This window comes from Streptomyces sp. NPDC006193, from assembly GCF_040613915.1.
Lineage (GTDB): Bacteria > Actinomycetota > Actinomycetes > Streptomycetales > Streptomycetaceae > Streptomyces.
The window spans coordinates 75536-98570 of sequence record NZ_JBEXTB010000001.1 but is presented as its reverse complement, the minus strand read 5'-3'; the positions used below and the strand labels follow the sequence as shown (position 1 = coordinate 98570).

The 23035-nt window shown below is 72.1% G+C and carries 17 protein-coding genes and 2 CRISPR repeat arrays; of the genes, 13 read left to right on the top strand and 4 right to left on the bottom strand.

The genetic code is table 11. The annotated features are described in order from the left end of the window. Positions 1-64 precede the first annotated feature (64 nt). The gene (locus ABZ261_RS00405) at positions 65-1279 is read right to left on the bottom strand and encodes a helix-turn-helix transcriptional regulator (RefSeq protein ID WP_356854330.1); all 1215 of its coding nucleotides are present in this window, start codon (positions 1277-1279) and stop codon (positions 65-67) included. Positions 1280-1668: 389 nt separating this feature from the next. Next, positions 1669-2064: a CRISPR direct-repeat array (repeat unit 29 nt; unit sequence GGGACCATCCCCGCGGGTGCGGGGAGCAG). 219 nt (positions 2065-2283) lie between these two features. On the opposite strand from ABZ261_RS00405, the gene cas3 reads away from it, so the two are divergent. The 12 genes from cas3 to ABZ261_RS00345 all read left to right on the top strand — a co-directional run bounded on the left by cas3 (position 2284) and on the right by ABZ261_RS00345 (position 17345). Beyond that, positions 2284-5199, top strand: a complete 2916-nt coding sequence (gene cas3 / locus ABZ261_RS00400; RefSeq protein WP_356854329.1) for a CRISPR-associated helicase Cas3' — start codon at positions 2284-2286, stop codon at positions 5197-5199. Next, the gene (gene casA, locus ABZ261_RS00395; protein WP_356854328.1) at positions 5186-6907 is read left to right on the top strand and encodes a type I-E CRISPR-associated protein Cse1/CasA; all 1722 of its coding nucleotides are present in this window, start codon (positions 5186-5188) and stop codon (positions 6905-6907) included. Before cas3 ends, casA begins: the two co-directional genes overlap by 14 nt. 35 nt (positions 6908-6942) lie before the next feature. After that, entirely contained in the window at positions 6943-7632 is a 690-nt protein-coding gene (casB, locus tag ABZ261_RS00390) for a type I-E CRISPR-associated protein Cse2/CasB (protein ID WP_356854327.1), read from the top strand. Next, positions 7629-8825 carry a type I-E CRISPR-associated protein Cas7/Cse4/CasC gene (cas7e, locus tag ABZ261_RS00385; RefSeq protein WP_356854326.1) on the top strand — a complete coding sequence of 399 codons (1197 nt, stop codon included), beginning with the start codon at positions 7629-7631 and terminating at the stop codon, positions 8823-8825. Before casB ends, cas7e begins: the two co-directional genes overlap by 4 nt. Then, the gene (gene cas5e / locus ABZ261_RS00380) at positions 8822-9565 is read left to right on the top strand and encodes a type I-E CRISPR-associated protein Cas5/CasD (protein WP_356854325.1); all 744 of its coding nucleotides are present in this window, start codon (positions 8822-8824) and stop codon (positions 9563-9565) included. Before cas7e ends, cas5e begins: the two co-directional genes overlap by 4 nt. Beyond that, positions 9565-10353, top strand: coding sequence for a type I-E CRISPR-associated protein Cas6/Cse3/CasE (cas6e, locus tag ABZ261_RS00375; protein ID WP_356854324.1), 789 nt, complete (start codon positions 9565-9567; stop codon positions 10351-10353). The genes cas5e and cas6e overlap by 1 nt, the downstream gene beginning before the upstream one ends. Beyond that, positions 10350-11315, top strand: a complete 966-nt coding sequence (gene cas1e, locus ABZ261_RS00370; protein WP_356854323.1) for a type I-E CRISPR-associated endonuclease Cas1e — start codon at positions 10350-10352, stop codon at positions 11313-11315. Before cas6e ends, cas1e begins: the two co-directional genes overlap by 4 nt. Beyond that, entirely contained in the window at positions 11312-11674 is a 363-nt protein-coding gene (cas2e, locus tag ABZ261_RS00365; RefSeq protein WP_356854322.1) for a type I-E CRISPR-associated endoribonuclease Cas2e, read from the top strand. The genes cas1e and cas2e overlap by 4 nt, the downstream gene beginning before the upstream one ends. Before the next feature lie 92 nt (positions 11675-11766). Next, positions 11767-13625: a CRISPR direct-repeat array (repeat unit 29 nt; unit sequence CTGCTCCCCGCACCCGCGGGGATGGTCCC). A 470-nt stretch (positions 13626-14095) separates the two neighbouring features. Continuing rightward, positions 14096-15385: an alpha/beta fold hydrolase gene (locus ABZ261_RS00360; RefSeq protein ID WP_356854321.1), complete on the top strand. Its 1290-nt coding sequence runs from the start codon at positions 14096-14098 to the stop codon at positions 15383-15385. 35 nt (positions 15386-15420) lie between these two features. Beyond that, positions 15421-16056 (top strand): MBL fold metallo-hydrolase, encoded by a 636-nt coding sequence (locus tag ABZ261_RS00355; protein WP_356854320.1) that lies wholly within the window; start codon positions 15421-15423, stop codon positions 16054-16056. A 41-nt stretch (positions 16057-16097) separates the two neighbouring features. After that, a complete protein-coding gene (locus ABZ261_RS00350; RefSeq protein ID WP_356854319.1) occupies positions 16098-16877 on the top strand; it encodes an exodeoxyribonuclease III in 780 nt (259 codons plus the stop codon). A 15-nt stretch (positions 16878-16892) separates the two neighbouring features. Further along, positions 16893-17345, top strand: a complete 453-nt coding sequence (locus tag ABZ261_RS00345; protein ID WP_356854318.1) for a DUF6278 family protein — start codon at positions 16893-16895, stop codon at positions 17343-17345. A 469-nt stretch (positions 17346-17814) separates the two neighbouring features. Here ABZ261_RS00345 and ABZ261_RS00340 read toward each other — a convergent pair whose 3' ends face one another. Both ABZ261_RS00340 and ABZ261_RS00335 read right to left on the bottom strand, forming a co-directional pair. Next, entirely contained in the window at positions 17815-19380 is a 1566-nt protein-coding gene (locus ABZ261_RS00340; protein WP_356854317.1) for an alpha/beta fold hydrolase, read from the bottom strand. A 122-nt stretch (positions 19381-19502) separates the two neighbouring features. After that, on the bottom strand, positions 19503-20249 hold the full coding sequence (locus ABZ261_RS00335; RefSeq protein ID WP_356854316.1) for a hypothetical protein: 747 nt from the start codon (positions 20247-20249) through the stop codon (positions 19503-19505). Positions 20250-20393: 144 nt separating this feature from the next. Between ABZ261_RS00335 and ggt the strand changes: the two genes are divergently transcribed. After that, positions 20394-22202 (top strand): gamma-glutamyltransferase, encoded by a 1809-nt coding sequence (ggt, locus tag ABZ261_RS00330; RefSeq protein WP_356854315.1) that lies wholly within the window; start codon positions 20394-20396, stop codon positions 22200-22202. Between the two features lie 392 nt (positions 22203-22594). On the opposite strand, the gene ABZ261_RS00325 is transcribed toward ggt, so the two are convergent. Further along, entirely contained in the window at positions 22595-23026 is a 432-nt protein-coding gene (locus tag ABZ261_RS00325; protein ID WP_356854314.1) for a multidrug efflux SMR transporter, read from the bottom strand. Positions 23027-23035 lie beyond the last annotated feature (9 nt).

The window sequence follows — 23035 nt, the reverse complement described above, 5'->3', positions numbered from 1 at the left end:
GTCCGCTCATGTAAGCCGCATGCCTGGAACGCTGACAGGGGTGCAACGTCCCACTTTCAGCACGCTATTCGCAGACCCCCAGGAACTCCGCCAACGGCCGCAGGCCCGGAGGGCGATTGGGGAGCGCCCACAGGTCGCGCACAATCGCCACGGCCAAGGTGTGGTGCTGCATCCACGTCGGCGCCACACGGCGCAGGGACTCCAGGGCTTTCACCGCTCCGGCCGCATCCCCGGTGTCCGTGTGGGCGCGCGCCACGTCCAGCAGCAGCCACGTGCGCCACGACGGAGGCGTGTCCTTGCTGAGCCGCATCCCCTTTGCCAGAGCCAGGGCGTCCTGCGGGTGCCCGTATTGCACTGCGAGCCGGACGCGTTCGATGCGGACCGATGAAGGGCTGAAGACGCTGACCATGCGGTTGTCCCCGCCGCCGGGCAGCTTCGAGACCCGGGCGGCTTCCTTCTCGGCCGTCTCCATCATCGCGGCTGCGCGCTCATAGTCGCCGCTCCGCGCGGCCGAAGTGGCAGCGCTCATGGTCAGCGCACCCCACACTTTCAGGCCGTCCGCCGTTTCCGTATGACCTGCGTTCGCCATGTCGTCGGCGGCCCGGAGGGCGATACCCAACGCGTCTTCCAAACGGCCCTGCCGCTGGTACGTCCACGCCATGGAATTGACGATCATCGGCAGCAGCAGCGGATCGGACGACTGCTCAGCAGCGTCTGTCGCGCGCTCCAGACTGATCAGAGCGAGGTCCGTCTTACCCATTCGCACGGCCACATGCCCGGCGAGCTGAAGCGCCTTCCCCAGAGCCGCGAAACCGATGCTGCGCTCGTCCTCACTGCTCGAAGCGGTGGCGGAGCGCGCATCCGAGATCAGGTCCGGCAGCGCCTTCATCACGGTGTCGAACTCGGCAGAGTGGTACTGCGTCCAGCCGTCCGCGATCCGCTCACGCAGGCTGTCCATGGAGAAGCCGGACCCCAGTGGCTCGGGCGCCGGGCTCCAGAGCGCGGGCATGATGGCACGGCGCACCGCCACGAAGCGGGGACCGTCGCTCTCCCCGGTGGAGGACACGGCAGGCGGGTCCCCGAGAAGCGTGGTCAGCTCGACGCCAAGACCGTTCGCCAGGGCGTGCAGCGTGGGGAGACGTGCCGAATGCTTCCGTCCCTGTTCGAGCTGGCGGATCACGTCAACGGATACGCCGGAGCGCTCGGCCAGCTCTTCTTGCGTGAGGGAGGCCAGACGACGCAAGCGGCGCAGAGTCTTCCCCAGGTGTTCGTTCGCCACGCTGCCACGGTACGCCTGCCGTTTCAGGACAGGGCGCCGATGACGCCACCTCTTGCGCGCTGGGCAGGGCCGTCCGCGTACAGCGCTCGGAGCTGACAGCTTGCCAGACGCATCTTCGCTTCTTCGTGCGTGACAGCCGTTCAGCCGGAGCGTGCGGGTGTCGGACAACTTCTGCCGAGCAGCGTGGCGCGACTTCCCAGAACGACGCCGACCAGGGGTGGGATCGTACAAGGGCCCGCAGCGTTGGGCCGTGGCACGGTGGCAGCAGGCCGGCTGACCGTTTACACGCCAGGAAGCCGCGGCTCACGGGCTGCGGCTGCCTGGCGTTCAGGCGGGCGGCAGTTCCGGCCGCCCCCGGGAGGCCATGCCCCGCAGGAGACCGGCCATCATGTCTGGCTCCCGCGGGTGAGGGGAGCAGCCCGCCCCGACCCGGCAGGCATCCCTCGATGCCGGGACCATCCCCGCGGGTGCGGGGAGCAGTCCAGCAGTGCTTTGCCGACGAAGCTGGCGCAGGGACCATCCCCGCGGGTGCGGGGAGCAGTGGCCCTTCTTCAAGGTGTTGTAGATGAACGGGGGACCATCCCCGCGGGTGCGGGGAGCAGGGTGCCGGTGTCCCTGTCCCAAGGACGGCCCGGGGACCATCCCCGCGGGTGCGGGGAGCAGTATGCCAACCGCAGGGCGCGCAGAGTGTGTGAGGGACCATCCCCGCGGGTGCGGGGAGCAGCTGGAGACGGAAGTGGACCAGCTGGAACGGAAGGGACCATCCCCGCGGGTGCGGGGAGCAGGCTTTCTGGGCTGGGCGTTTATCGCTGTGGTGACACGGTTTGAGCAACTTTTACTGATTCCGGCGAATGGGACATGGGGGTCACTCGGTCTCGTAGGTGCTTCTCACTGCATCAGGGGTGAATCGGTCATCGTACGTGGTGGGGGTGCTGTTCGCCGGGAGACGCTTCTGTTTGCTGGTTTCGGTGTGCGGAGGTGGGCCCTCCCTGTATCAATCACTCATGAGTGATCGGGGGAGTGCTCGTTCCGGCCTGTTGCGCCGGCTCGGGGAGCCGGCCCGGTCGGTGTGGGCCAAGCATGACCGTGACACCGATGGCTGGTTGCCGTTGTGGCGGCACATGGAGGACAGCGCCGCGGTGGCCGGCCTGTTGTGGGACCGGTGGTTGCCCGTAGGGGTGCGGAGGCTGGTGGCCGGGTCGTTGCCGCTGGGCGACTCAGACGCACGCGCTCTCGCCGTATGGCTTGCCGGTGTGCACGACATCGGCAAGGCCACCCCGGCGTTCGCCTGCCAGGTTGACCAGCTCGCCGACACGATGCGTGGCCAGGGGCTGGAGATGCGCTCGGCGAGGGCGATGGGGCCGGACCGTCGGATCGCGCCGCACGGTCTGGCCGGGCAGGTGCTGTTGGGGGAGTGGCTGGAGGAACGGCACGGGTGGGCGTCGGCTCGGACGGGGCAGTTCACGGTGGCCGTGGGCGGACATCATGGGGTGCCGCCGGAGCACGGCCAGATCAAGGCCTTGTACGAGCATGAGGAGTTGCTGCGCACTCCTGGGCCGAGCGGCCGTGTCTGGCGGCAGGTGCAGACCGAGCTGCTCGACGCCTGCGCCGAACGTTTCGGTGTGACCCGGCGGCTGGAGGAATGGCGGACGGTGAAGCTGCCGCAGCCGGTGCAGGTGCTGCTCACCGCACTGGTCATCGTCTCCGACTGGATCGCCAGCAACCCGGACCTCTTCCCGTACTTCCCTGATGGCGCGTCCCGCGATGATCAGGAGCGTCTCGCCGCGGCGTGGAAGGGGCTGGACCTGCCGGAACCCTGGCGGGCCGAGGAAGCGGACGGAAGCGCTCAGGAGCTGTTCGCCTCCCGGTTCGAACTACCGGCGGGAGCGGAGGTACGCCCGGTCCAGGAGGCGGCCGTGGAACTCGCCCGGGAGATGAAGACGCCCGGTCTGATGATCGTCGAGGCACCGATGGGGGAGGGGAAGACGGAGGCGGCGCTCGCCGTGGCCGAGATCTTCGCGGCCCGCTCGGGTGCGGGAGGGGTGTTCTTCGCCCTGCCCACCATGGCCACCGGCAACGCCATGTTCCCCCGCCTGCTCGACTGGCTGGACCGGTTGCCGGGGGTGGCCGGTTCACGTCGCTCGGTGCATCTGGCCCATTCCAAAGCAGCTCTCAACGAGGACTTCGCCGGCTTGATGGCCCGTGCAGGACGGGTCGTGGCCGTCGGCGTGGACGAAGCGGCGCCCGCACCTCGGCAGCGGCACGACGAGCAGCACCGGGCGGCTGCCGAACTCGTGGCGCATGCCTGGCTGCGCGGCCGCAAGAAGGCCATGCTGGCCTCGTTCGTCGCGGGCACCATCGACCAGTTGCTGTTCGCCGGGTTGAAGAGCAGGCACCTGGCGCTGCGACACCTCGCCGTGGCGGGGAAGGTCGTCGTCATCGACGAGGCGCACGCCTACGACACGTACATGGGCGTGTATCTGGACCGGGTGCTGTCCTGGCTGGGTGCGTACCGGGTCCCGGTGGTGGTGCTGTCCGCGACTCTGCCGGCCTCGCGCAGACGTGAACTCCTCGCGGCGTACTCCGGCCGGGCGGATGCCGACGCGGACACCGCCGCGCCGGACGCGTACCCCTTGCTGACCGCCGTCGCTCCCGGTGGCGCCCCAAGCAGCCGCCGCCCGCAGGCGTCGGCCCGGTCGACGGCGGTGTGCCTGGAGCGCCTCGACGACGGCTTGGATGTCCTGTCCGACCGGCTGGAGAGCGAGCTGGCCGACGGCGGATGCGCCCTGGTGATCCGCAACACGGTCAGGCGGGTGCTAGAGACGGCTCGCGTGCTGCGCGACAGGTTCGGGGCCGAGAACGTGACCGTGGCCCACTCGTGCTTCGTCGACCTTGACCGGGCGGACAAGGACAGCACGCTGCTCCGCCTCTTCGGACCTCCGCAGAAGACGAACGACAGGCCCGCAGGCCGGCACATCGTGGTGGCCAGCCAGGTCGCCGAGCAGTCCCTGGACGTCGACTTCGACCTGCTGGTCAGCGACCTGTGCCCCGTCGACCTGCTTCTGCAGCGCATGGGGCGCCTGCACCGCCACGAGCGTGGACAGGGGCAAGGCGCGCGGCCCGGACGCCTGCGGAGGGCGCGTTGCCTGGTGACGGGAGCGGACTGGACGGCGGACGTGCCCGCCCCGGCGCGAGGGTCGGTCGCCGTGTACGGGCAGTACGCCCTGCTGCGATCGGCCGCGGTGCTCCTTCCCCACCTCGACGGCGGACCCCGGCGACCGGTGCGGCTCCCTGCGGACATCAGTCCTCTCGTGCAGAGTGCGTACGGGGAGGCGCCGATCGGGCCGGACCACTGGCAGGACGGGATGAAGAGGGCCCGCGAACAGTTCGAGCGACACCGCGACGATCAGGCTCAGCGTGCCGCCGTGTTCCGTCTCGGGGACGTGGGAAAGCCGGGGCGTGCGCTGTTCGGCTGGGTCGCCGCCGGGGTGGGGGACACGGACGACACCCCCACCGGGCGTGCCCAGGTCCGCGACAGCCGGGACAGCCTGGAGGTCGTCGTCGTCCAGCGCCGCGGCGACGGAAGTCTCGCCACCCTGCCGTGGCTCGAGCCGGACAACAAGAAACGGCAACGAGCCGGCCTCGCACTGCCGCGGGACGCCACGCCGACGCGGTTCGCGGCCCGTACGGCCGCGAGCTGCGCACTGCGGCTCCCCATGCAGTTCTCCGGCCCGACCATGGACCGGGCCATCCAGGAACTGGAGGAGCTGTACATGCCCAAGTGGCAGGGCAAGGACAGCCCTTGGCTCTCCGACCAGCTGATTCTTGCTCTTGACGAGGACTGTCAGACCCGGCTGGCAGGATTCGCCCTCCGGTACAGCCCTGAAGACGGTCTCGAGGTGACCCGTGAAGACGACTGAACCCCCGGGTGCCGGTGCGGGCAAGCCGCAGTCCTTCGACCTGACCCGCCGGCCGTGGGTCCCGGTACTGCACAGCGACGGATCCCCACACGAGTTATCGCTGTGTCAGGTCTTCGCCCAGGCCGATGATCTGCGACGCGTGGTAGGCGACCTGGCCACGCAGGAATTGGCCCTCATCCGCCTCCTGCTGGCCATCGCACATGACGCCCTGGACGGTCCGGGCAGCACCGAGGAGTGGGCGGAGCTGTGGGAGGATCCCGAGTGCTTCGCCCCCGTCCAGGCGTACCTGGAGGAGCACCGCGAGCGGTTCGACCTTCTTCACCCGGTCACGCCGTTCCTGCAGACCGCCGGGCTGCGCAGCGCGAAGGACGAGGTCTTCTCCCTCAACCGGATCGTGGCCGACGTGCCCGCCGGGGAACCGTTCTTCACCGCGCGGATGCCGGACGTGGAGCGGCTGACCTTCGCCGAGGCCGCCCGCTGGGTGGTCCACGTCCACGCCTACGACACCTCCGGCATCAAGACCGGCATGGTCGGTGACGACCGGGTCAAGGGCGGCAAGGTGTATCCGCTCGGCACCGGCTGGGCGGGCGGGCTCGGCGGCGTCTTCGTGGAGGGCGCGACGCTGCGCGAGACTCTGCTGCTCAACCTGGTGGCGGCGGACACGGTAGAACTCGAGTTCCCCCCGAACGACCGGCCGGCGTGGCGCCGTGAGCCGTGCGGGCCGGGATCCGACGGACGTTCTGCGAGCGGCCTCCGCGACCTGTACACCTGGCAGTCCCGCCGGGTGCGCCTGCACCATGACGCGGACGGCGTCCACGGTGTCGTCCTCGGCTACGGCGACCCGCTCGCCTGGCGGAACATGCACCGCCGTGAGCCGATGACCCCGTGGCGGCGCAGCCCCGCGCAGGAGAAGAAGCTGGGGCAGTCACCCGTGTACCTGCCCCTGGAACACGATCCGGCCCGCTCGGCCTGGCGGGGCATCGCCGCTCTCCTCGCCGACCGGCTGGAGGAGACCGGCGGCGCCGGAGGGCCTTCGCGTCTGCGACCGCGGATCCTCGACTGGATCGCCCGTCTGGTGACCGAAGGCCACCTCCCCCGCCGTTCCCTCGTCCGCGCCCGGGTGACGGGCGTCAAGTACGGGACCCAGCAGTCAGTGATCGACGAGGTCGTCGACGACCGCTTGGCGATGCCGGTCGTCCTGCTCCACGGACAGGACCCCACCTACGCCCGGCAGGCCATCGCCGCCGCCGAGGACGCCGACCGGGCGGTGCGGGTCCTGGGTGACCTCGCGGCCGACCTGGCCCGGGCGACCGGAGCCGAGCAGGAAGGGCCGCGCGCCGCGGCCCGTGCCGAGGGCTTCGACTCCCTGGACCACCCCTACCGCGGCTGGCTGTCCGACCTCGCGGAGGTTGACGATCCGTTCCAGCACCGCCACGCCTGGCAGCGCCGGGTTCGGCAGACGGTGGGCCGTCTCGGGGACCGTCTCATCGCCACTGCGGGCGACGCGGCCTGGCAGGGGCGGATCCACACCGACGCCAAGGGCGGCACCCACTGGCTGAACGCGGGCCTGGCCGACCTGTGGTTCCGGCAACGACTGGCCAAAGCCCTGGGACATCCCGACTCTCCCCGCTCTCCGGACCCCGGCAACAGCGCCGCCGTCTCGGCCGACGACGGTTCGCCCGGGCCGGGACCCGCCGGCCTGCCGTAAACCGATCACGCCGTGACCGACCCGAAGGTGCACGTATGACCACCGCATCGCCCGCATCCCCATCGGCTCCGCCCGTCGCGGTCCCGGTTCACCGGCGGGTCGCAGAACTCGCCGCCACGCACATCGGCTCCTGGCAGGAGGGATATCTCCATGACAGGCCCCAGTCCGTGGCCGCCCTGGCCCGCCTGCGCCGCGGCGCAGGCGGTGAGGCGGGCCAGACGCCCGACCTGTGGAGCCTGATCGACACCGATCCGCTGCACACCCGGGCCGGCGACACGCCGCCGCTGAGCGAGGTGGAGCTGATGCGCGCCGAGAACGCGCTGCACGCCGCCTGCACCCTGTGGGCGTTCCACCAGCAGTCCCGCGGCACGCCCATGCACCGCCGGGACACCCGTGAACGGCCCGGCGGCTTGGGTGCGGCGGTCCGGCGCCTGATGCCGGCCGACGGCATCGACGAGCCTGTCCGCAAGCGTCTGGTCCGTGCGGGCACCGCCCCTGACCTCGTCACTCTCGCCCAGCGGCTGCGCGACATCGTCTCTCTGCTGCGCCGCCACGACATCCCGCTCGATTACGCCCTCCTCGCCGGCCAGCTCTACCTCTGGCAGTGGCCCGACGGGCCCGCCGCCGTCCGCCGCAGGTGGGGCCGCTCCTTCCATGAGCAGCGACGCACCCAGCCGGCCTCCGACGAGAACACCACCCCGGACAGCGACAAGGACGCCTCGTGAACCGCATCTTCCTGGACGTGCACGCCCTGCAGACCGTCCCGCCCAGCAACCTCAACCGGGACGACACGGGCGCACCCAAGACGGCCGTCTACGGCGGCGTCCCCCGCGCCCGTGTCTCCAGCCAGGCGTGGAAGCGGGCCATCCGCACCTACTTCAAGGACGAGCACCTGCTCGACCCCGCCGAGCTGGGCGTGCGGACCAAGAAGGTCGTGGAGCTCCTGGCCGACCGGATCACCGGGCTCGACCCGGCCGTCGAACAGCAGACGGCGCTGACCCTCGCCGACGAGATCATCAAGGCCGCGGGCATCAAGACCGAGATCCCCAAGCGGAAGGCGGACCAGGCGAAGAAGGACGCAGCATTCACCCCCGCCCCCGAAAGCAAGTACCTGGTCTTCCTCAGCTCCCGGCAACTCGACGGCCTGGCCCGCCTCGCCCTCGAGGGCGCCGCCGACATCACGGCGTTTGCGAGGACCAAGGAGAACAAGGCTCGCGCCAAGGAACTCGCCGACACCCGTCACTCCGTGGACATCGCCCTCTTCGGCCGCATGGTCGCCGACGTCGCCGACATCAACGTCGACGCTGCCGTGCAGGTCGCGCATGCCCTCAGCGTCCACCGGGTGGACAACGAGTCCGACTACTACACCGCCGTCGACGACGAGAACACCGACGAGGAGACCGGCGCCGGAATGATCGGCACCGTCGACTTCAACTCCGCGACCCTCTACCGCTACGCCGCACTCGGCGTGCACCAGCTCGCCGCCAACCTCGGCCAGGGCCTGCGCGACGGCGAACCGCGCACCGAGCCGGTACGCCGCGCCGTCGAGGCGTTCGTGCAGGCCTTCGTCTCCTCCCTGCCCACCGGGAAGATCAACACCTTCGGGCACCACACCGAGCCCGACGCCGTCGTCGTCAACCTCCGCACCACCCGGCCGATCAGCTGTGTCGCCGCCTTCGAGGACCCGGTCCGCAGCGACGGAAGCGGGCACCTGCGCGAGGCCGCCGACCGGCTCGCCGCCTACGCCTGCGACGTCGAGCGTGCCTACGGCGACCCTGAGACCACCCTCACCTGGGTCCTGCGCGTCGGCCCCGCCACGCAGAAGCTCGCCGATCTCGGCACCGAGACCGGCACGCTGCGCCAGCTCGCCGCCGCCGTCGGCCAGGCCGTCGCGGAGCGCCTGGAGAAGCCCGCATGAGCCGCACCGGCGTGCTCGCCCTCCGCCTGGCAGGCCCCCTGCAGTCCTGGGGGGCCTCCTCCCGTTTCACCCGCCGCACCACAGAATCGGCCCCGACCAAGAGCGGCGTCATCGGCCTGCTCGCCGCGGCGGCCGGCGTCGAACGCGGCGACGACGCGCGCCTCGCCACCCTGGCGGCGCTCCGCTTCGGGGTCCGCGTCGACCAGCCCGGCACCCGCATACGGGACTTCCATACCGCCCACCACGGCGTCACCGGCGTCTCCATGCCGCTGTCCGAGCGGTTCTACCTCGCCGACGCCGTCTTCGTCGCCACCGTCGAGGGCGACCACGCCGTGCTCACCGGTCTGCGCGACGCCCTGCGCGCCCCGGTCCATCCGCCCTACCTCGGCCGGCGTTCGTGCCCGCCCTCCGAACCGGTCGACCTCGGCTTGTACGAGGACGCCCGCCTGGAAGACGTACTGGCGGGCGTGCCCTGGCAGGCATCCGCCTGGTACCGCAGGCGCCACCCGGCCCCGCGCACCCTGACGGTGCTGCGCGAGACAGCCCCCGGCGAGCCCGTCACAGCGGCTGACGTCCTGCGCGACCAGCCGGTCAGCTTCGACGCCGCGCACCGGCGGCACACGCTGCGCACCGTCGTCACCGCCACCGTGCCCACTCCGGTCCCGGCGGGCGGCGGCAGCCCGCAGGAGGCGCACGATCCGTTCGCCGCCCTCGATGTCCTGGAGGAGGACAGCACCTGATGTTCATCTCCCGCTTCCGTGTCAACACCGCGCGGCCCGGTGCCCGCCGCCTGCTGTCCTCGCCTCAGGCCATGCACGCGGCCGTCATGTCGTCCTTCCCTCACATCTTGCCCTCCGACACCCCGGAGTCCGACGCACCGCGAGTGCTGTGGCGTCTGGACCAGCGGGCCCGCGCCGAGGTACTGCTGTACATCGTCAGCCCCGACCGTCCCGACCTGACGCACCTGGTCGAGCAGGCCGGATGGCCCGCCGTCGCCGCCCCAGACAACCCCGGCTGGCAGACCCGGCCCTACGCTCCGCTCCTCGACCGGCTGACCGCCGGCGACCGCTGGGCGTTCCGCCTGACCGCGAACCCCGTGCACACCATCCGCCGCAAAGAGGGCGAAGCGCGCAAGGTCACCGCCCATCTCACACCCGTCCACCAGATGGGCTGGCTGCTCGACGAGAAGCGACAGGAACGCCTCGGCTTTCGCGTCTGTGAGAAACCGGCCGACCGGCGGCTCCTGCCCGAGGGCACCACCCACCACAAGCGGCCCCATCCCGGTGACCGGTACGAACTCGCCGTACGGGACACCCGGTCCCTCTCCTTCGACAAGTCCCGGACCTCAGGCGGCCGTCGGGACAAGCCGGTCACCGTCCTCACCGTCACCTTCGAAGGACGGATGGAGGTCACCGACCCCGACGCCCTGCGCCGCACGCTCACCCAGGGCGTCGGCCGGGCCCGCGCCTACGGCTGCGGCCTCCTCACCCTGGCCCCCCTCACCCAGCCCACCCCGAAAACGCCATGAGCACCGTCTCCCAGCGCCCGGCACTCACTCCCCGCCGGCTCACCCGCACCGACGAACGCCTCTCCTTCGTCTACCTGGAACGCTGCACGGTCCACCGCGACGCCAACGCCATCACCGCCCAGGACGCCGAAGGCACCACCCACATCCCCTCGGCGACCATCGGCACCCTCCTCCTCGGCCCCGGAACACGCGTCACCCACCAGGCCATGAGCGTGCTGGGCGAGACGGGCGCGGCAGTCTGCTGGGTCGGTGAACACGGCGTGCGCTACTACGCCTCCGGCCGCGCCCTCAGCCGCTCCTCCGCCCTCATGGAGGCCCAGGCCCGGCAGTGGGCCAACCCGCGCAGCCGCCTCGAGGTGGCGCGGAAGATGTACCGGCTGCGCTTCCCGGACGAGGACCCGGCGGGCCTCACACGGCGGGAGCTTCTCGGCCGCGAGGGACGACGGGTCAAGGACTGCTACCGAGCCCAGGCCGCCCGCACCGGCGTCCCCTGGCGGGGCCGCCGCTACATTCCCGGCGACTTCACCAGCGGAGACGCCGTCAACCAGGCCATCACCGCCGCCGCCCAGTGCATGTACGGCATCGCCCATGCCGTCGTCACCTCCCTGGGATGCAGCCCGGCCCTCGGTTTCATCCACTCCGGCCACGAACTGTCCTTCGTCCTGGACATCGCCGACCTCTACAAGACGGACATCGGCATCCCGCTCGCCTTCGACGTGGCCGCACAGGAAGAGGACGACATCGGCTCCCGCACCCGCCGTGCACTGCGGGACCGCATCACCGAAACCTCTCTGCTGAACCGGTGCGTCGACGACATCAAACGCCTTCTGCTGCCCGAGACGGCCGAACCCTCTGACCCCGGCGACGACCGGGACGTCGTCACGCTTCAGAGCGACCACGACCACCAGGTCGCCTCCGGCGTCAATCACGACGGGCCCGACTACGGGGATCAGCTCTGGTGACCGTCATCGTCCTCACCAACTGCCCGGCCGGACTACGCGGCTTCCTCACGCGCTGGATGCTGGAAATTTCCGCCGGCGTCTTCGTGGGCAACCCCTCGGCCCGGATCCGCGACGTGCTCTGGGAAGAGATCCAGCAATACGCGGGGCAAGGCCGAGCCCTGCTGGCCCACACCACGAACAACGAGCAGGGCTTCACCTTCCGCACCCACGACCACGCCTGGCATCCCGCCGACCACGAGGGCATCACCCTCATCCGCCGCCCTGACCCGAACGCCCCCGCCGCCGGACCAGCTTCCCGGCAGGGGCCACCGTCCGGCTGGAGCAGAGCCGCCAAACGCCGACGCTTCGGAAGGAACTGATCCCCGCGGAATCCCTTATATCCCATATGCCGAAATCCAAGAAAGTGCCCAAAAATCGCCCCCAGCACCAGTAAAACCGCACGTCACCCAGCCTGCTCCCCGCACCCGCGGGGATGGTCCCCTTGGGTGTCTGCGTGGCGAGGACGAGCACGACTGCTCCCCGCACCCGCGGGGATGGTCCCGCGACGGTTACGGCGCCGGTTGCCGGGATGATCTGCTCCCCGCACCCGCGGGGATGGTCCCTTCGCGCCCGGGGCGTCCTCGGCACCCGCCCACTGCTCCCCGCACCCGCGGGGATGGTCCCGGCGGCGGCGGCTCGGGCCAGATGATGATGGGCTGCTCCCCGCACCCGCGGGGATGGTCCCCCGGGCGTGGTCCGCTTCCGCGACGGTCAGGACTGCTCCCCGCACCCGCGGGGATGGTCCCATGTGGTGGAACTGGTTGTTGCAGGTGATGAGCTGCTCCCCGCACCCGCGGGGATGGTCCCGCCACCAAGTACCTCGAGCGTGAGATCGGGCTCTGCTCCCCGCACCCGCGGGGATGGTCCCAGGGCCAGCTCGGCGGCGGCGAACATCGCGCTCTGCTCCCCGCACCCGCGGGGATGGTCCCAGCCGGCCACATCCGTGGGCGCTCGTTCCGAGCTGCTCCCCGCACCCGCGGGGATGGTCCCGGCCACGGCCGGCCCCCGCTCCCTGGACCAGCCTGCTCCCCGCACCCGCGGGGATGGTCCCGGGTTCACGTACCCGGTGCCCTCGGTCGCCTTCTGCTCCCCGCACCCGCGGGGATGGTCCCCCCGCGCTCGAACTCGCCCGCGGCGACCTGAACTGCTCCCCGCACCCGCGGGGATGGTCCCCCCGCCCTGGAGTACGTGCAGGAGACCATCTTCTGCTCCCCGCACCCGCGGGGATGGTCCCCACTCCAGGTCCACGTCGTAGGTGCCGGCGGACTGCTCCCCGCACCCGCGGGGATGGTCCGCACCGGACCCTGGTGGACTGGCTGGCCGAGCGCTGCTCCCCGCACCCGCGGGGATGGTCCCTGCCGCGAGTCGTCCACGTCCGGGTCGTACGTCTGCTCCCCGCACCCGCGGGGATGGTCCCTTCAGCGCCGGGTGGGGGCGCGGCGACCTCGTCTGCTCCCCGCACCCGCGGGGATGGTCCCCACCCGGCCGGATCGTGATGAAGACGTAGGGCCTGCTCCCCGCACCCGCGGGGATGGTCCCGACCCACGCGCCGAAGCTGAGCGTGCCGGCGACTGCTCCCCGCACCCGCGGGGATGGTCCCCACGCCGGCGGCGTGTACTCCGTCGGCGTCCACTGCTCCCCGCACCCGCGGGGATGGTCCCATCTCCTGCACGTGCCCGACCGTCAGCCGGTCCTGCTCCCCGCACCCGCGGGGATGGTCCCGATTTCGAGGCTGTTCGCATCGTCCTCGGTGACTGCTCCCCGCACCCGCGGGGATGGTCCCAGCTGGAACCAGCATCCTCCATCGAGGAACTGCTGCTCCCCGCACCCGCGGGGATGGTCTCGCGGCCCTGTCCTCCGCGCGCTGGTTCGGCTCCTGCTCCCCGCACCCGCGGGGATGGTCCCCGACGGGGCATGGGAGTACGAGGCACCCAAGGCTGCTTCCCGCACCAGCGGGGATGGTCCCGCCGAGTCGCGGACGGTGGCCGGCGCCCCGCGCTGCTCCCCGCACCCGCGGGGATGGTCCCTGGGTGAGCAGGTTGGGCGCGATCAGCTTGTGCTGCTTACCGCACCCGCGGGGATGGTCCCCGCCGCCCCGGCGGTCGCCATGACGGCGGTCACTGCTCCCCGCACCCGCGGGGATGGTCCCCCGACCTTCTGGCGGAACCCGAAGTACCACGACTGCTCCCCGCACCCGCGGGGATGGTCCCGGGTTCGCCCTGGACGTCACCGGGGCCGTGGACTGCTCCCCGCGCCTGCAGGGATGGTTCCCGGACGGTGAATTCCATGCGCCAGTGGAAGAGTAGATGCACTAGGCGTTGATGCACGGGGGCGTACGCGGTGGTGAAGCAGGATGTGGACCGGTAGTTGCAACGGGGAGGCACGCTCTGGTCACGGCCAAGTCTCCTGCGGAGGCAAAGACACGCCGTGTCCACCGTGTCGTGGTCCGGTTGCCGGTCGGTGGGATCCCGGAAGGCTTTCAGGTGCGTCATGCCGATCCTCCGGGACGGCACTACACGCTTTGCTGTAGAGACCAGATCATCCGGGAGCCGTGCTGAAGAAGGAAGCTGTGCGGCGCTAGGAGGACGCACTGTCCCAACGGCCACGCGTAGACGCCGGAGAGTTCGTACCCGGATCCCCCAGGGTTCCGGCAGTGCCCGACGAGCCGTGCCGCGAGGGGCACGCGCCGCCGGGTTCCCCTGGCCGTGTGAGATATCGTCAGACGTGAGAAGGTCTGGGGCGTGAGTGAGACGCCACCGAACACCCTGCAATACCGCTTCGACGGGCCGGAGAACGCCCCGGTCCTGATCCTGGGTCCCTCACTGGGCACCACATGGCACATGTGGGACCGTCAGGTCCCGGAGCTGACCAGGCAGTGGCGGGTCTTCCGCTTCGATCTGCCCGGTCACGGCGGCGCCCCCGCCCACCCGGCGGCGTCGGTCGCCGAGCTGGCCGTCCGGCTGCTGGCCACGCTGGACGCGCTCGGCGTGCAGCGGTTCGGGTACACGGGGTGCGCGCTGGGCGGCGCGATCGGCATCGAGCTGGCGCTGCGCCACCCCGAGCGGCTCGCCTCGCTCGCGCTGGTCGCGGCCTCGCCCCGGTTCGGCACCGCCGACGAGTTCCGGCAGCGCGGGGTGATCGTCCGTACGAACGGGCTGGAGCCGATCGCCCGGACCGCGCCGGACCGCTGGTTCACCGGCGGGTACGCCGCCGCGCAGCCCGCGATCACCGAGTGGGCGGTGCAGATGGTCCGCACCACCGACCCGGGCTGCTACATCGCCGCCTGCGAGGCGCTCGCCGCGTTCGACGTGCGGCACGAGCTGGGCCGGGTCGGCGTGCCGACGCTGGTGCTGGTCGGCTCCGACGACCAGGTCACCGGCCCCGCCGAGGCCCGCACCCTGGTCGCCGGCATCCCGGACGCCCGGCTCGCGGTGGTCCCCGGAGCGTCCCACCTGGTGCCGGTCGAGCAGCCCGCCGCCGTCACCGATCTGCTGGTCCACCACTTCTCCACCGCCTGGCAGCAGCCGTTCGACACCGGCCAGACCGCCCTGCCGAACACGCCGGCCACCCCGGTGCCGGCCGTGGCGCCGCAGGTCGCGCCGGTCGCCGAGATCGCCCCGGCGGCCGCGCAGCCGCAGCCGGCCGGGCAGCCGGACCGGTACGGGACCGGGCTGAAGATCCGGCGGGAGGTGCTCGGCGACGCGCACGTGGACCGGGCGCTGGCGCAGGCCGACGAGTTCTCCGGGGACTTCCAGGAGTTCGTCACCCGCTACGCCTGGGGTGAGATCTGGGACCGGCCGGTCCTGGACCGCCGCACCCGCAGCTGCATGACGCTGACCGCGCTGGTCGCGGGCGGCCATCTGGAGGAACTCGCGGACCACACCCGGGCGGCCCTGCGCAACGGACTGACCCCGGTGGAGATCGGGGAAGTGCTGCTGCAGGCGGCCGTCTACTGCGGGGTGCCGGCCGCGAACAGTGCGTTCCGGGTGGCTCAGCAGGTCATCCGGGAGGAGACCACGCCGGCCGAATGAGCCGGACGCCCGTGCGTTCGGCAGGATGAGGAGCCATGAAGCTGACGAAGAAGTCCCACGCCTGCGTCCGTCTCGACAAGGAGGGGCGGACGCTCGTCATCGACCCGGGCGGGTTCTCCGAGGCGGACGCGGCGGCCGGCGCGGACGCGATCCTGGTCACGCACGAGCACCCCGACCACTTCGACGAGGGGCGGCTGCGGGCCGCCCTGGAGGCGAACCCGGCCGCCGAGATCTGGACGCTGAAGTCCGTCGCCGACCGCATCGCGCCGGCCTTCCCGGGCCGGGTGCACACCGTCGGCCACGGTGACGCGTTCACCGCCGCGGGTTTCGAGGTGCAGGTCCACGGCGAGCTGCACGCGGTGATCCACCCGGACATCCCGCGGATCACCAACGTCGGCTACCTGATCGACGGCGGCCGTATCTTCCACCCCGGCGACGCCCTCACGGTCCCCGACCAGCCGGTGGAGACGCTGATGCTCCCGGTGATGGCGCCCTGGAGCAAGATCTCCGAGGTCATCGACTACGTCCGCGAGGTGGGGCCGCGGCGCGCCTACGACGTCCACGACGCCCTGCTCACCGACCTCGCCCGCCCGATCTACGACCGCCAGATCGGCGCCCTGGGCGGCACGGACCACCTGCGGCTGACGCCGGGGGAGTCCGCCGACGTCTGAGCCGGGACGGGTTGTCACCCCCTCCGGGTAGGTTGAGAGGCATGCGCATCGCTACCTGGAACGTGAACTCGATCACCGCCCGCCTTCCGCGGCTGCTGGCCTGGCTCGAGAGCAGCGGCACCGACGTGCTCTGCCTGCAGGAGGCCAAGATCGCCGAGGAGCAGTTCCCGTTCGAACAGCTGCGCGAGCTGGGCTACGAGGCGGCGGTCCACGCGACCGGCCGGTGGAACGGCGTGGCGGTGCTCTCCCGCGTCGGCATCGAGGACGTCGTCAAGGGCCTGCCGGGCGACCCGGGCTTCGACGGCGTGACCGAGCCGCGCGCCGTCTCGGCGACCTGCGGCCCGGTCCGCGTCTGGTCGGTGTACGTGCCGAACGGCCGCGAGGTCGGCCACCCGCACTACGCGTACAAGCTCCAGTGGTTCGAGGCCCTCAGGGCGGCCGTGCAGGGCGACGCGCAGGGCGGCCGCCCGTTCGCGGTGCTGGGCGACTACAACGTGGCGCCGACGGACGACGACGTGTACGACCCGGCCGCCTTCCAGGGCTCCACCCACGTCACCCCGGCGGAGCGCGCCGCCCTGGCCGCGCTGCGCGAGGCGGGGCTGAGCGACGTCGTGCCGCGCCCGCTGAAGTACGAGCACCCGTTCACGTACTGGGACTACCGCCAGCTCTGCTTCCCGAAGAACCGCGGCATGCGCATCGACCTGGTGTACGGCAACGAGTCCTTCGCCAGGGCGGTCAAGGACGCCTACGTCGACCGGGAGGAGCGCAAGGGCAAGGGCGCGTCCGACCATGCGCCTGTGGTGGTCGACCTCGACGTGTGATGCCACGCTGGGTCCATGCACCTTCCCTTCCTGGGCCCCCGGCACAAGAGGAACGGCGGCGGGGGCGCCACCGCGCCGGCGCGGCCGGGCGTGGGGGAGCCCCCGGCCGACTCCGAGGTGATCGCCGCGCTGCTGTCGGAGTGCGAGCTGCTCCGCTCGCAGGCGGCCCTCGCGGGCGTCCGCCTCGACGGCACCCCGGCCTCCCTGGAGGCCCTGGACCAGGTGGTCCCGCGCTGGCGGGAGGACGCCGAGATGCTGCCCCGGCTCGGCCATGACGCCGGGCTGTACCTGGGCACGGTCGTGGTGCGCACCGTGCCCGGCGCCGTCTGGGGCATCCGGCGCGACGGCGAGCCCGTCGTACGGCTCGCCTCCGGCCGGGCGGTCGAGGTGGTGCCGGCCGGCCAGGAGTGGGCCGCCAGCGGGGTCCCCGAGCTGTCCCAGCTCTACGCGGAGATCGCCGAGGCCTGACCCTCCCACCCCTGGCACCGGATGCGCAGGCCCCTGCAGGCCCCCGCGGAACCCCGCCCGGCGTCCGGGCGGGTCCGCCGGCCGGGGCCGGGGCGGGCGCACGTCCCGGCCCGCACGGCGGTGCCCGGCAACGGCCCGCTGCCGTCGCCGGGTTGACGGCCGCCGCGCTGGGCGTCCGCTCGACTCCCTCATCGCCCGTGCGCAGTTCCTCCCCCACCGGGCAGACCCGATGCGGCGGGGCTCGACTACGATGTGGCGTTCATCCCCGTGGTGATGGCGTTCCCGCCGAGCCGCACGGGATGTGCCTGCTGCTCTCGTGGTTCGCCGGCCGGGTGTCCCGCCGTGAGCAGCACAGCCCCGAGGCCGAGGCCCCGGGGCGCTGCTGCCGGTGGGGAGCTCCCCACGGCTCCGAGACCGTAAGGGGGGCGGCAGTTCACACGGGCCAGGCTCGTCCGGCGGCAGCCGGAGATCACTGCTCGCGCACGGGGACGGACACGTACGACGGGTCGTCCGCGGGCGAGGAGAAGGTCAGCTGCGCGCCGGACGGGTTGTGCTCGCTGTACAGCGGGTCGACGGTGTCGACCACCAGCGCGAGGCGGTGCCCGGCGGGCACGTCGTAGGCCGTGGAGAACAACTCCAGGTCGACGGCGAAGGGTTCGCCGGGCGTCCGCCCGTGCCAGGTGAAGGGCGCGTGGGTGACCAGTCTGCCGAAGCCCAGCGGGCCCACGTCGTACAGGTGGGCGACGAGGGTGCCGCTCTCCTCGGTGGGGGTGAGCGTGGTGTGCAGCGCGGCCGTGCCGCGCACCCGCTGGGGGCTGCCGTAGCGCTCGGACTGCCACACGGCCGCCCAGCGGCGCGGCAGCAGGGGCATCGACGCGACGGGCGGCAACCGGGCGACCTGGTCGAGGATGCCGGAGAGGAGGACGAGCCCGCCGTCCCCGCCGGAGTCCACGTTCGCGTGGATCGTGGCGGATCCGGCCAGCGCGATCTTCCTCCGGGTGGCGGCGACCGACTTCCAGTCCGGGTAGCCCTCGTAGTCCCCCGCGCCACGGGGCTTCAGGCGGACCGGCTGCTCGCGCTCGATGCCGTTGTCCACACCCTTGAGGTAGTGGTCGAACCAGCGCCCGGTGTCCGTCCACACGTCGTTGGGCAGGCCGAACAGGCCGGTCAGTTCGGGGGTGGCGTGGTCCCCGGGGCGCAGTTCCAGCCGTTTGGGGACGGTCAGCCTCTCGTAGAACGAGGCGTACTGGTTGGCCGGGAACACCGTGTCGCCCCAGGCGTTGGCGAGCATCACCGCCGCGCCGTTCTCGTTCAGCTGATCGACATAGGTGGCGGCCGAGCGTTTCCGCCCCCAGTCGATCATCTCCTGCTCCTTCGACAGGTCCGAGGAGTACAGGTTGTCGAAGATTGCGCGCAGTTCGGCGCCTTCGCGGCCGGTGAGGGCGGCCGCGCCGTCCAGGACGGCAGCGGCCTGGAGGTGCTGGGTGCGGCCCGAGTAGATCGAGTCGATGAGGTCCGCCCAGCCGCTGAGCGCGGCCACCGCCTTGATGCGCTTGTCGTGCGCGGCGGCGAGCAGGCTGATCCCGGCGCCGTACGACACCCCCGCCATGCCGATGTGCCGCGGATCGGCCGGAGTGTGCGCCAGGGCCCAGTCGATGACTTTCGAGGCGTCCGCCGTGTCGGGCGGCCCCGCCACTTCTATCCGGCCGCCGGACTGCCAGAAGCCGCGGACGTTGTAGGTGAGCACCACATAGCCGGAGTCGGCCAGCTTCTGCGCCTGGGCCAGGTACTCCACCTGGGGCAGGCCCCAGCTCGTGGGCAGCACGACGAGCGGGTGGCGGCGCGAGCCGTCCGCGCCCGCGGGCGTGAGCACGTTGGCCTTCAGCACGGTGCCGCCCTCACCGGCGATGTCGACGAAGCGGACGCCCGGGGCCGCCGCGGCGGCCGGGGCCAGGCCGGCGACGGTACCGGCGATCAGCGCCGCCGAGACGGCTCCGGCGGCACAGGTGCGCAGGGTGGCGCTACGTGATCCCACGGGTCACTCCCTCACTTCGTGGCAGTGCAAAGTGACCCGACGGTAACCTCGCACGCTTACCGCAGGTAACCCGCCGGTAAGTTACGTGCGGGTAAAGATTGGTGACGGCCGGAAGGGAGAGGTCAGGCCGCGTCGGCGGCCGCCGCGTCCGGCACGGGCGTCCGCGCCGCCCGCGTCACGTCCGCCACCAGCTCCACCACATCGGGGCCGTACGCCTCGGAGTTGACCACCTTCAGCAGCAGCACGAAGGAGCCGCTGCCGTACCTGCGGGCCAGCCGCTCGTGGTGGCGGGCGAGATAGCGGGTCGCGGCCTGGTTGGTGATGGCACGCTGGCCGCAGAAGAGGAACACCGGGCGGGCGCCGTGGCGCTCGCCCGCGGTGAGGCGGGCGAGCAGCACGTACTCGCACCGGCCGCCCTCCATGCGGTAGTCCTGCCCGTCGATCCGGAAGGCGCCGAGGTCCGCCCCGGCCTCCGCCTCGACGTTCACGTGCACGCCCGGCAGCAGGGAGGAGAGATGCGCCGCCGTCCGCCGGTTCGACGCCGGGCCGCCGAGGCAGAACTCCGTGCGCTCGCCGAACCCCTGCTGCGCGGCGTCGTGCGCCACGACCCGGGCGTGCGCGTTGCAGTCCTTGATGAGGGCGGACAGCTCCAGCAGGGCGAACACGTCGTGCCGCATCACCGACAGCTCCGGCCCGCCCGCGTTGCGGTTGACGACCAGCAGCGACTCCGAGTGGTCCGGCAGCCCGAAGAAGGCCTGCTTGCGCCGCAGCCGGCGCCTCCACAGATACGTCCGGGACAGCCAGCCGAGCGCGGCGGACACCCCCGCGGCGACCACACCCAGAACGATGTTGCGCACGTCGTCGTTCATGGCCGCGCATGGTAGCGGCCCACGGCGCCCGCAGGCGTACCCGTGTTCGACCCGCGGCGTTCGTGGGACGGGAGCGCGAGGCGTACTGTCGAAAAGAGCGGCGATCTGGTTAGGCTGCGCGGACTGTCCCGGCGGGAGGTACGGATGGGTCGTCGTCCTGGCACGCGGAAACTGGCGGTTCTGGCGGTCTCGGCCGCCGTGGTGTCGGTGGGGGCGGCGGCGCCGCCACCCGCCGCCGCGACGGACGGGAAGAGGACGAAGGTCCCGGTGGCCGTGGGCTACGGCGGCGCCGTGGCCAGCGTGGACCCGGACGCCTCCGCCGCCGGCATCGAGGTGCTGCGGCACGGCGGCAACGCGGTCGACGCGGCCGTCGCCACCGCCGCGGCCCTGGGCGTCACCGAGCCCTACTCGGCCGGCATCGGCGGAGGCGGCTACTTCGTCTACTACGACGCCAAGTCCCGTACCGTGCACACCATCGACGGCCGCGAGACCGCACCGCTCGCCGCCGGCTCCGACCTGTTCACCGAGAACGGCAAACCGATCGCCTTCGACGACGCCGTCAGCAGCGGTCTGGGCGTCGGCACGCCGGGCACGCCCGCCACCTGGCAGAAGGCGCTGGACGAGTGGGGCAGCAAGAAGCTCCGCGCACTGCTGAAGCCGGCCGAGCGCATCGCCCGCGACGGCTTCACGGTGGACGAGACCTTCCGCTCGCAGACCGCGTCCAACGAGGCCCGGTTCCGCTACTTCCCGGACACCGCCGAGCTGTTCCTGCCGCACGGACGGCTGCCCGCGGTCGGCTCCACCCTCAAGAACCCCGACCTCGCCCGCACCTACGAGGAACTGGGACGCCGGGGCATCGACGCGATCTACCGCGGGGACATCGGCGACGACATCGTCAAGACGGTCGAACACCCGCCCGTGGACCGAGCCTCCGGCTGGAACGCCCGCCCCGGGAAGCTGGCCGAGAAGGACCTCGCCGTCTACCGCGCCCAACTCCAGGCACCCACGAGGACGTCGTACCGCGGCCTGGACGTGTACTCCATCGCGCCCTCCTCCTCCGGCGGCACCACCGTCGGCGAGGCGCTCAACATCCTGGAGCGTACCGACCTCTCCAGGGCGAGCCGGGTGCAGTACCTGCACCGCTTCATCGAGGCGAGCCGCATCGCCTTCGCCGACCGCGGGCGCTGGGTGGGCGACCCCGCGTTCGAGAACGTCCCCACCCGGCAGCTGCTGTCGCAGCGGTACGCCGACTCGCGCGCCTGCCTGATCAAGGACGACGCCGTCCTCACCAGCCCGCTCGCACCCGGCGACCCGCGCCACCCCGCGGCCTGCGGCACGGGCGGCAAGGGCGCCCCGACGACCTACGAGGGGGAGAACACCACCCACCTCACCACGGCCGACAAGTGGGGCAACGTCGTCGCCTACACGCTGACCATCGAACAGACCGGCGGCAGCGGCATCACCGTCCCGGGCCGCGGCTTCCTGCTCAACAACGAGCTCACCGACTTCTCCTTCGCGCCGGCGGATCCGGCCGTGCACGACCCGAACCTGCCCGGCCCGGGCAAGCGCCCGCGCTCCTCGATCTCGCCGACGATCGTCCTGGACCGGCACGGCAAGCCGATCGTGGCGCTCGGCTCGCCCGGCGGGGCGACCATCATCACGACCGTGCTGCAGACGCTCACCGGCTTCCTGGACCGGCACATGCCGCTGGTCGACGCCATCGCCGCACCCCGCGCCAGCCAGCGCAACAACGCCCGGACCGAAGCCGAACCCGGCCTCGACGACGGCGGTGTGCGGGCACGGCTGGAGGCCATCGGGCACGACTTCAAACCGAATCCGGAGATCGGCGCCGTGACCGGCGTGCAGCGGCTGCCGGACGGGAAGTGGCTGGCCGCCGCCGAGAAGGCGCGCCGCGGCGGCGGTTCGGCGATGGTGGTGGACCCGGCGCGGTAGCCGCGCCGGCGCCCCCGCCGCCCAGGCGACGGGGGCGCACTGCCACGGGTCGCACCACGGACCGGTTGAACCGCCGTCACGACCCCGGCGCGGGCGGCCGGACCTCCCCGCGCGGGGAAGTCCGGCCGCCCGTCCCCCGCGGCCACCGTCACCCGGCCGCCCGCGGCGCTCGCGCCGTCCGGGCGCGGCGCTCCGCCGGACAGCCGCGCCGGGCCCCTTCCGGTTCGACTGCGCCCGTCGTCGCGCCCTGCCGCCCGCCGGCTCCAAGCAGGGCGTCCGGGACGGCCGCGCGTTCCAGGAACCCCCCGTCCTCAGCCGTCTCGTCGCCGAGCGCGCCGGGGATCGCGCGCAGGTCCGTGGCGTTCCCGCTCCTCCGGCGAGCGGCGCGCGGGTCAGCGCTCCGCAGCCCGGGGTTCCTGCGGCCTGGCGGCGAAGTCCTGGGAGCGCCGCGGCCCGGTCGCGGGCTCCTCGGTCCTCTCCGGCCTGTCGGCGAGCTTGAGCCAGACCACTCCGGCGATGACGACGCCCAGCCACAGGGTCTTGGCCGGGGTGAGAGTCTCGTCGAAGAAGACGGGGCCCAGCAGCGCCGCACCGGCCGCGCCGATCCCGGCCCAGACGGCGTAGCCGATGCCGACGTCGATGGTGCGCAGGGCGACGCTCAGCGCCCAGAGCGTCAGAAGGAAGAACACGACGGCGACCAGCGACCACTGCAGGCGAGTGAAGCCGTGGCTTCCACCGACGGAGAGGGCGTAGCCGATCTCGAACCCTCCGGCGAGGAGGAGCGTGAGCCAGGAGTCGGCTGTCGAGCGGCGGTTGTCGGTCATGTGCGTGCG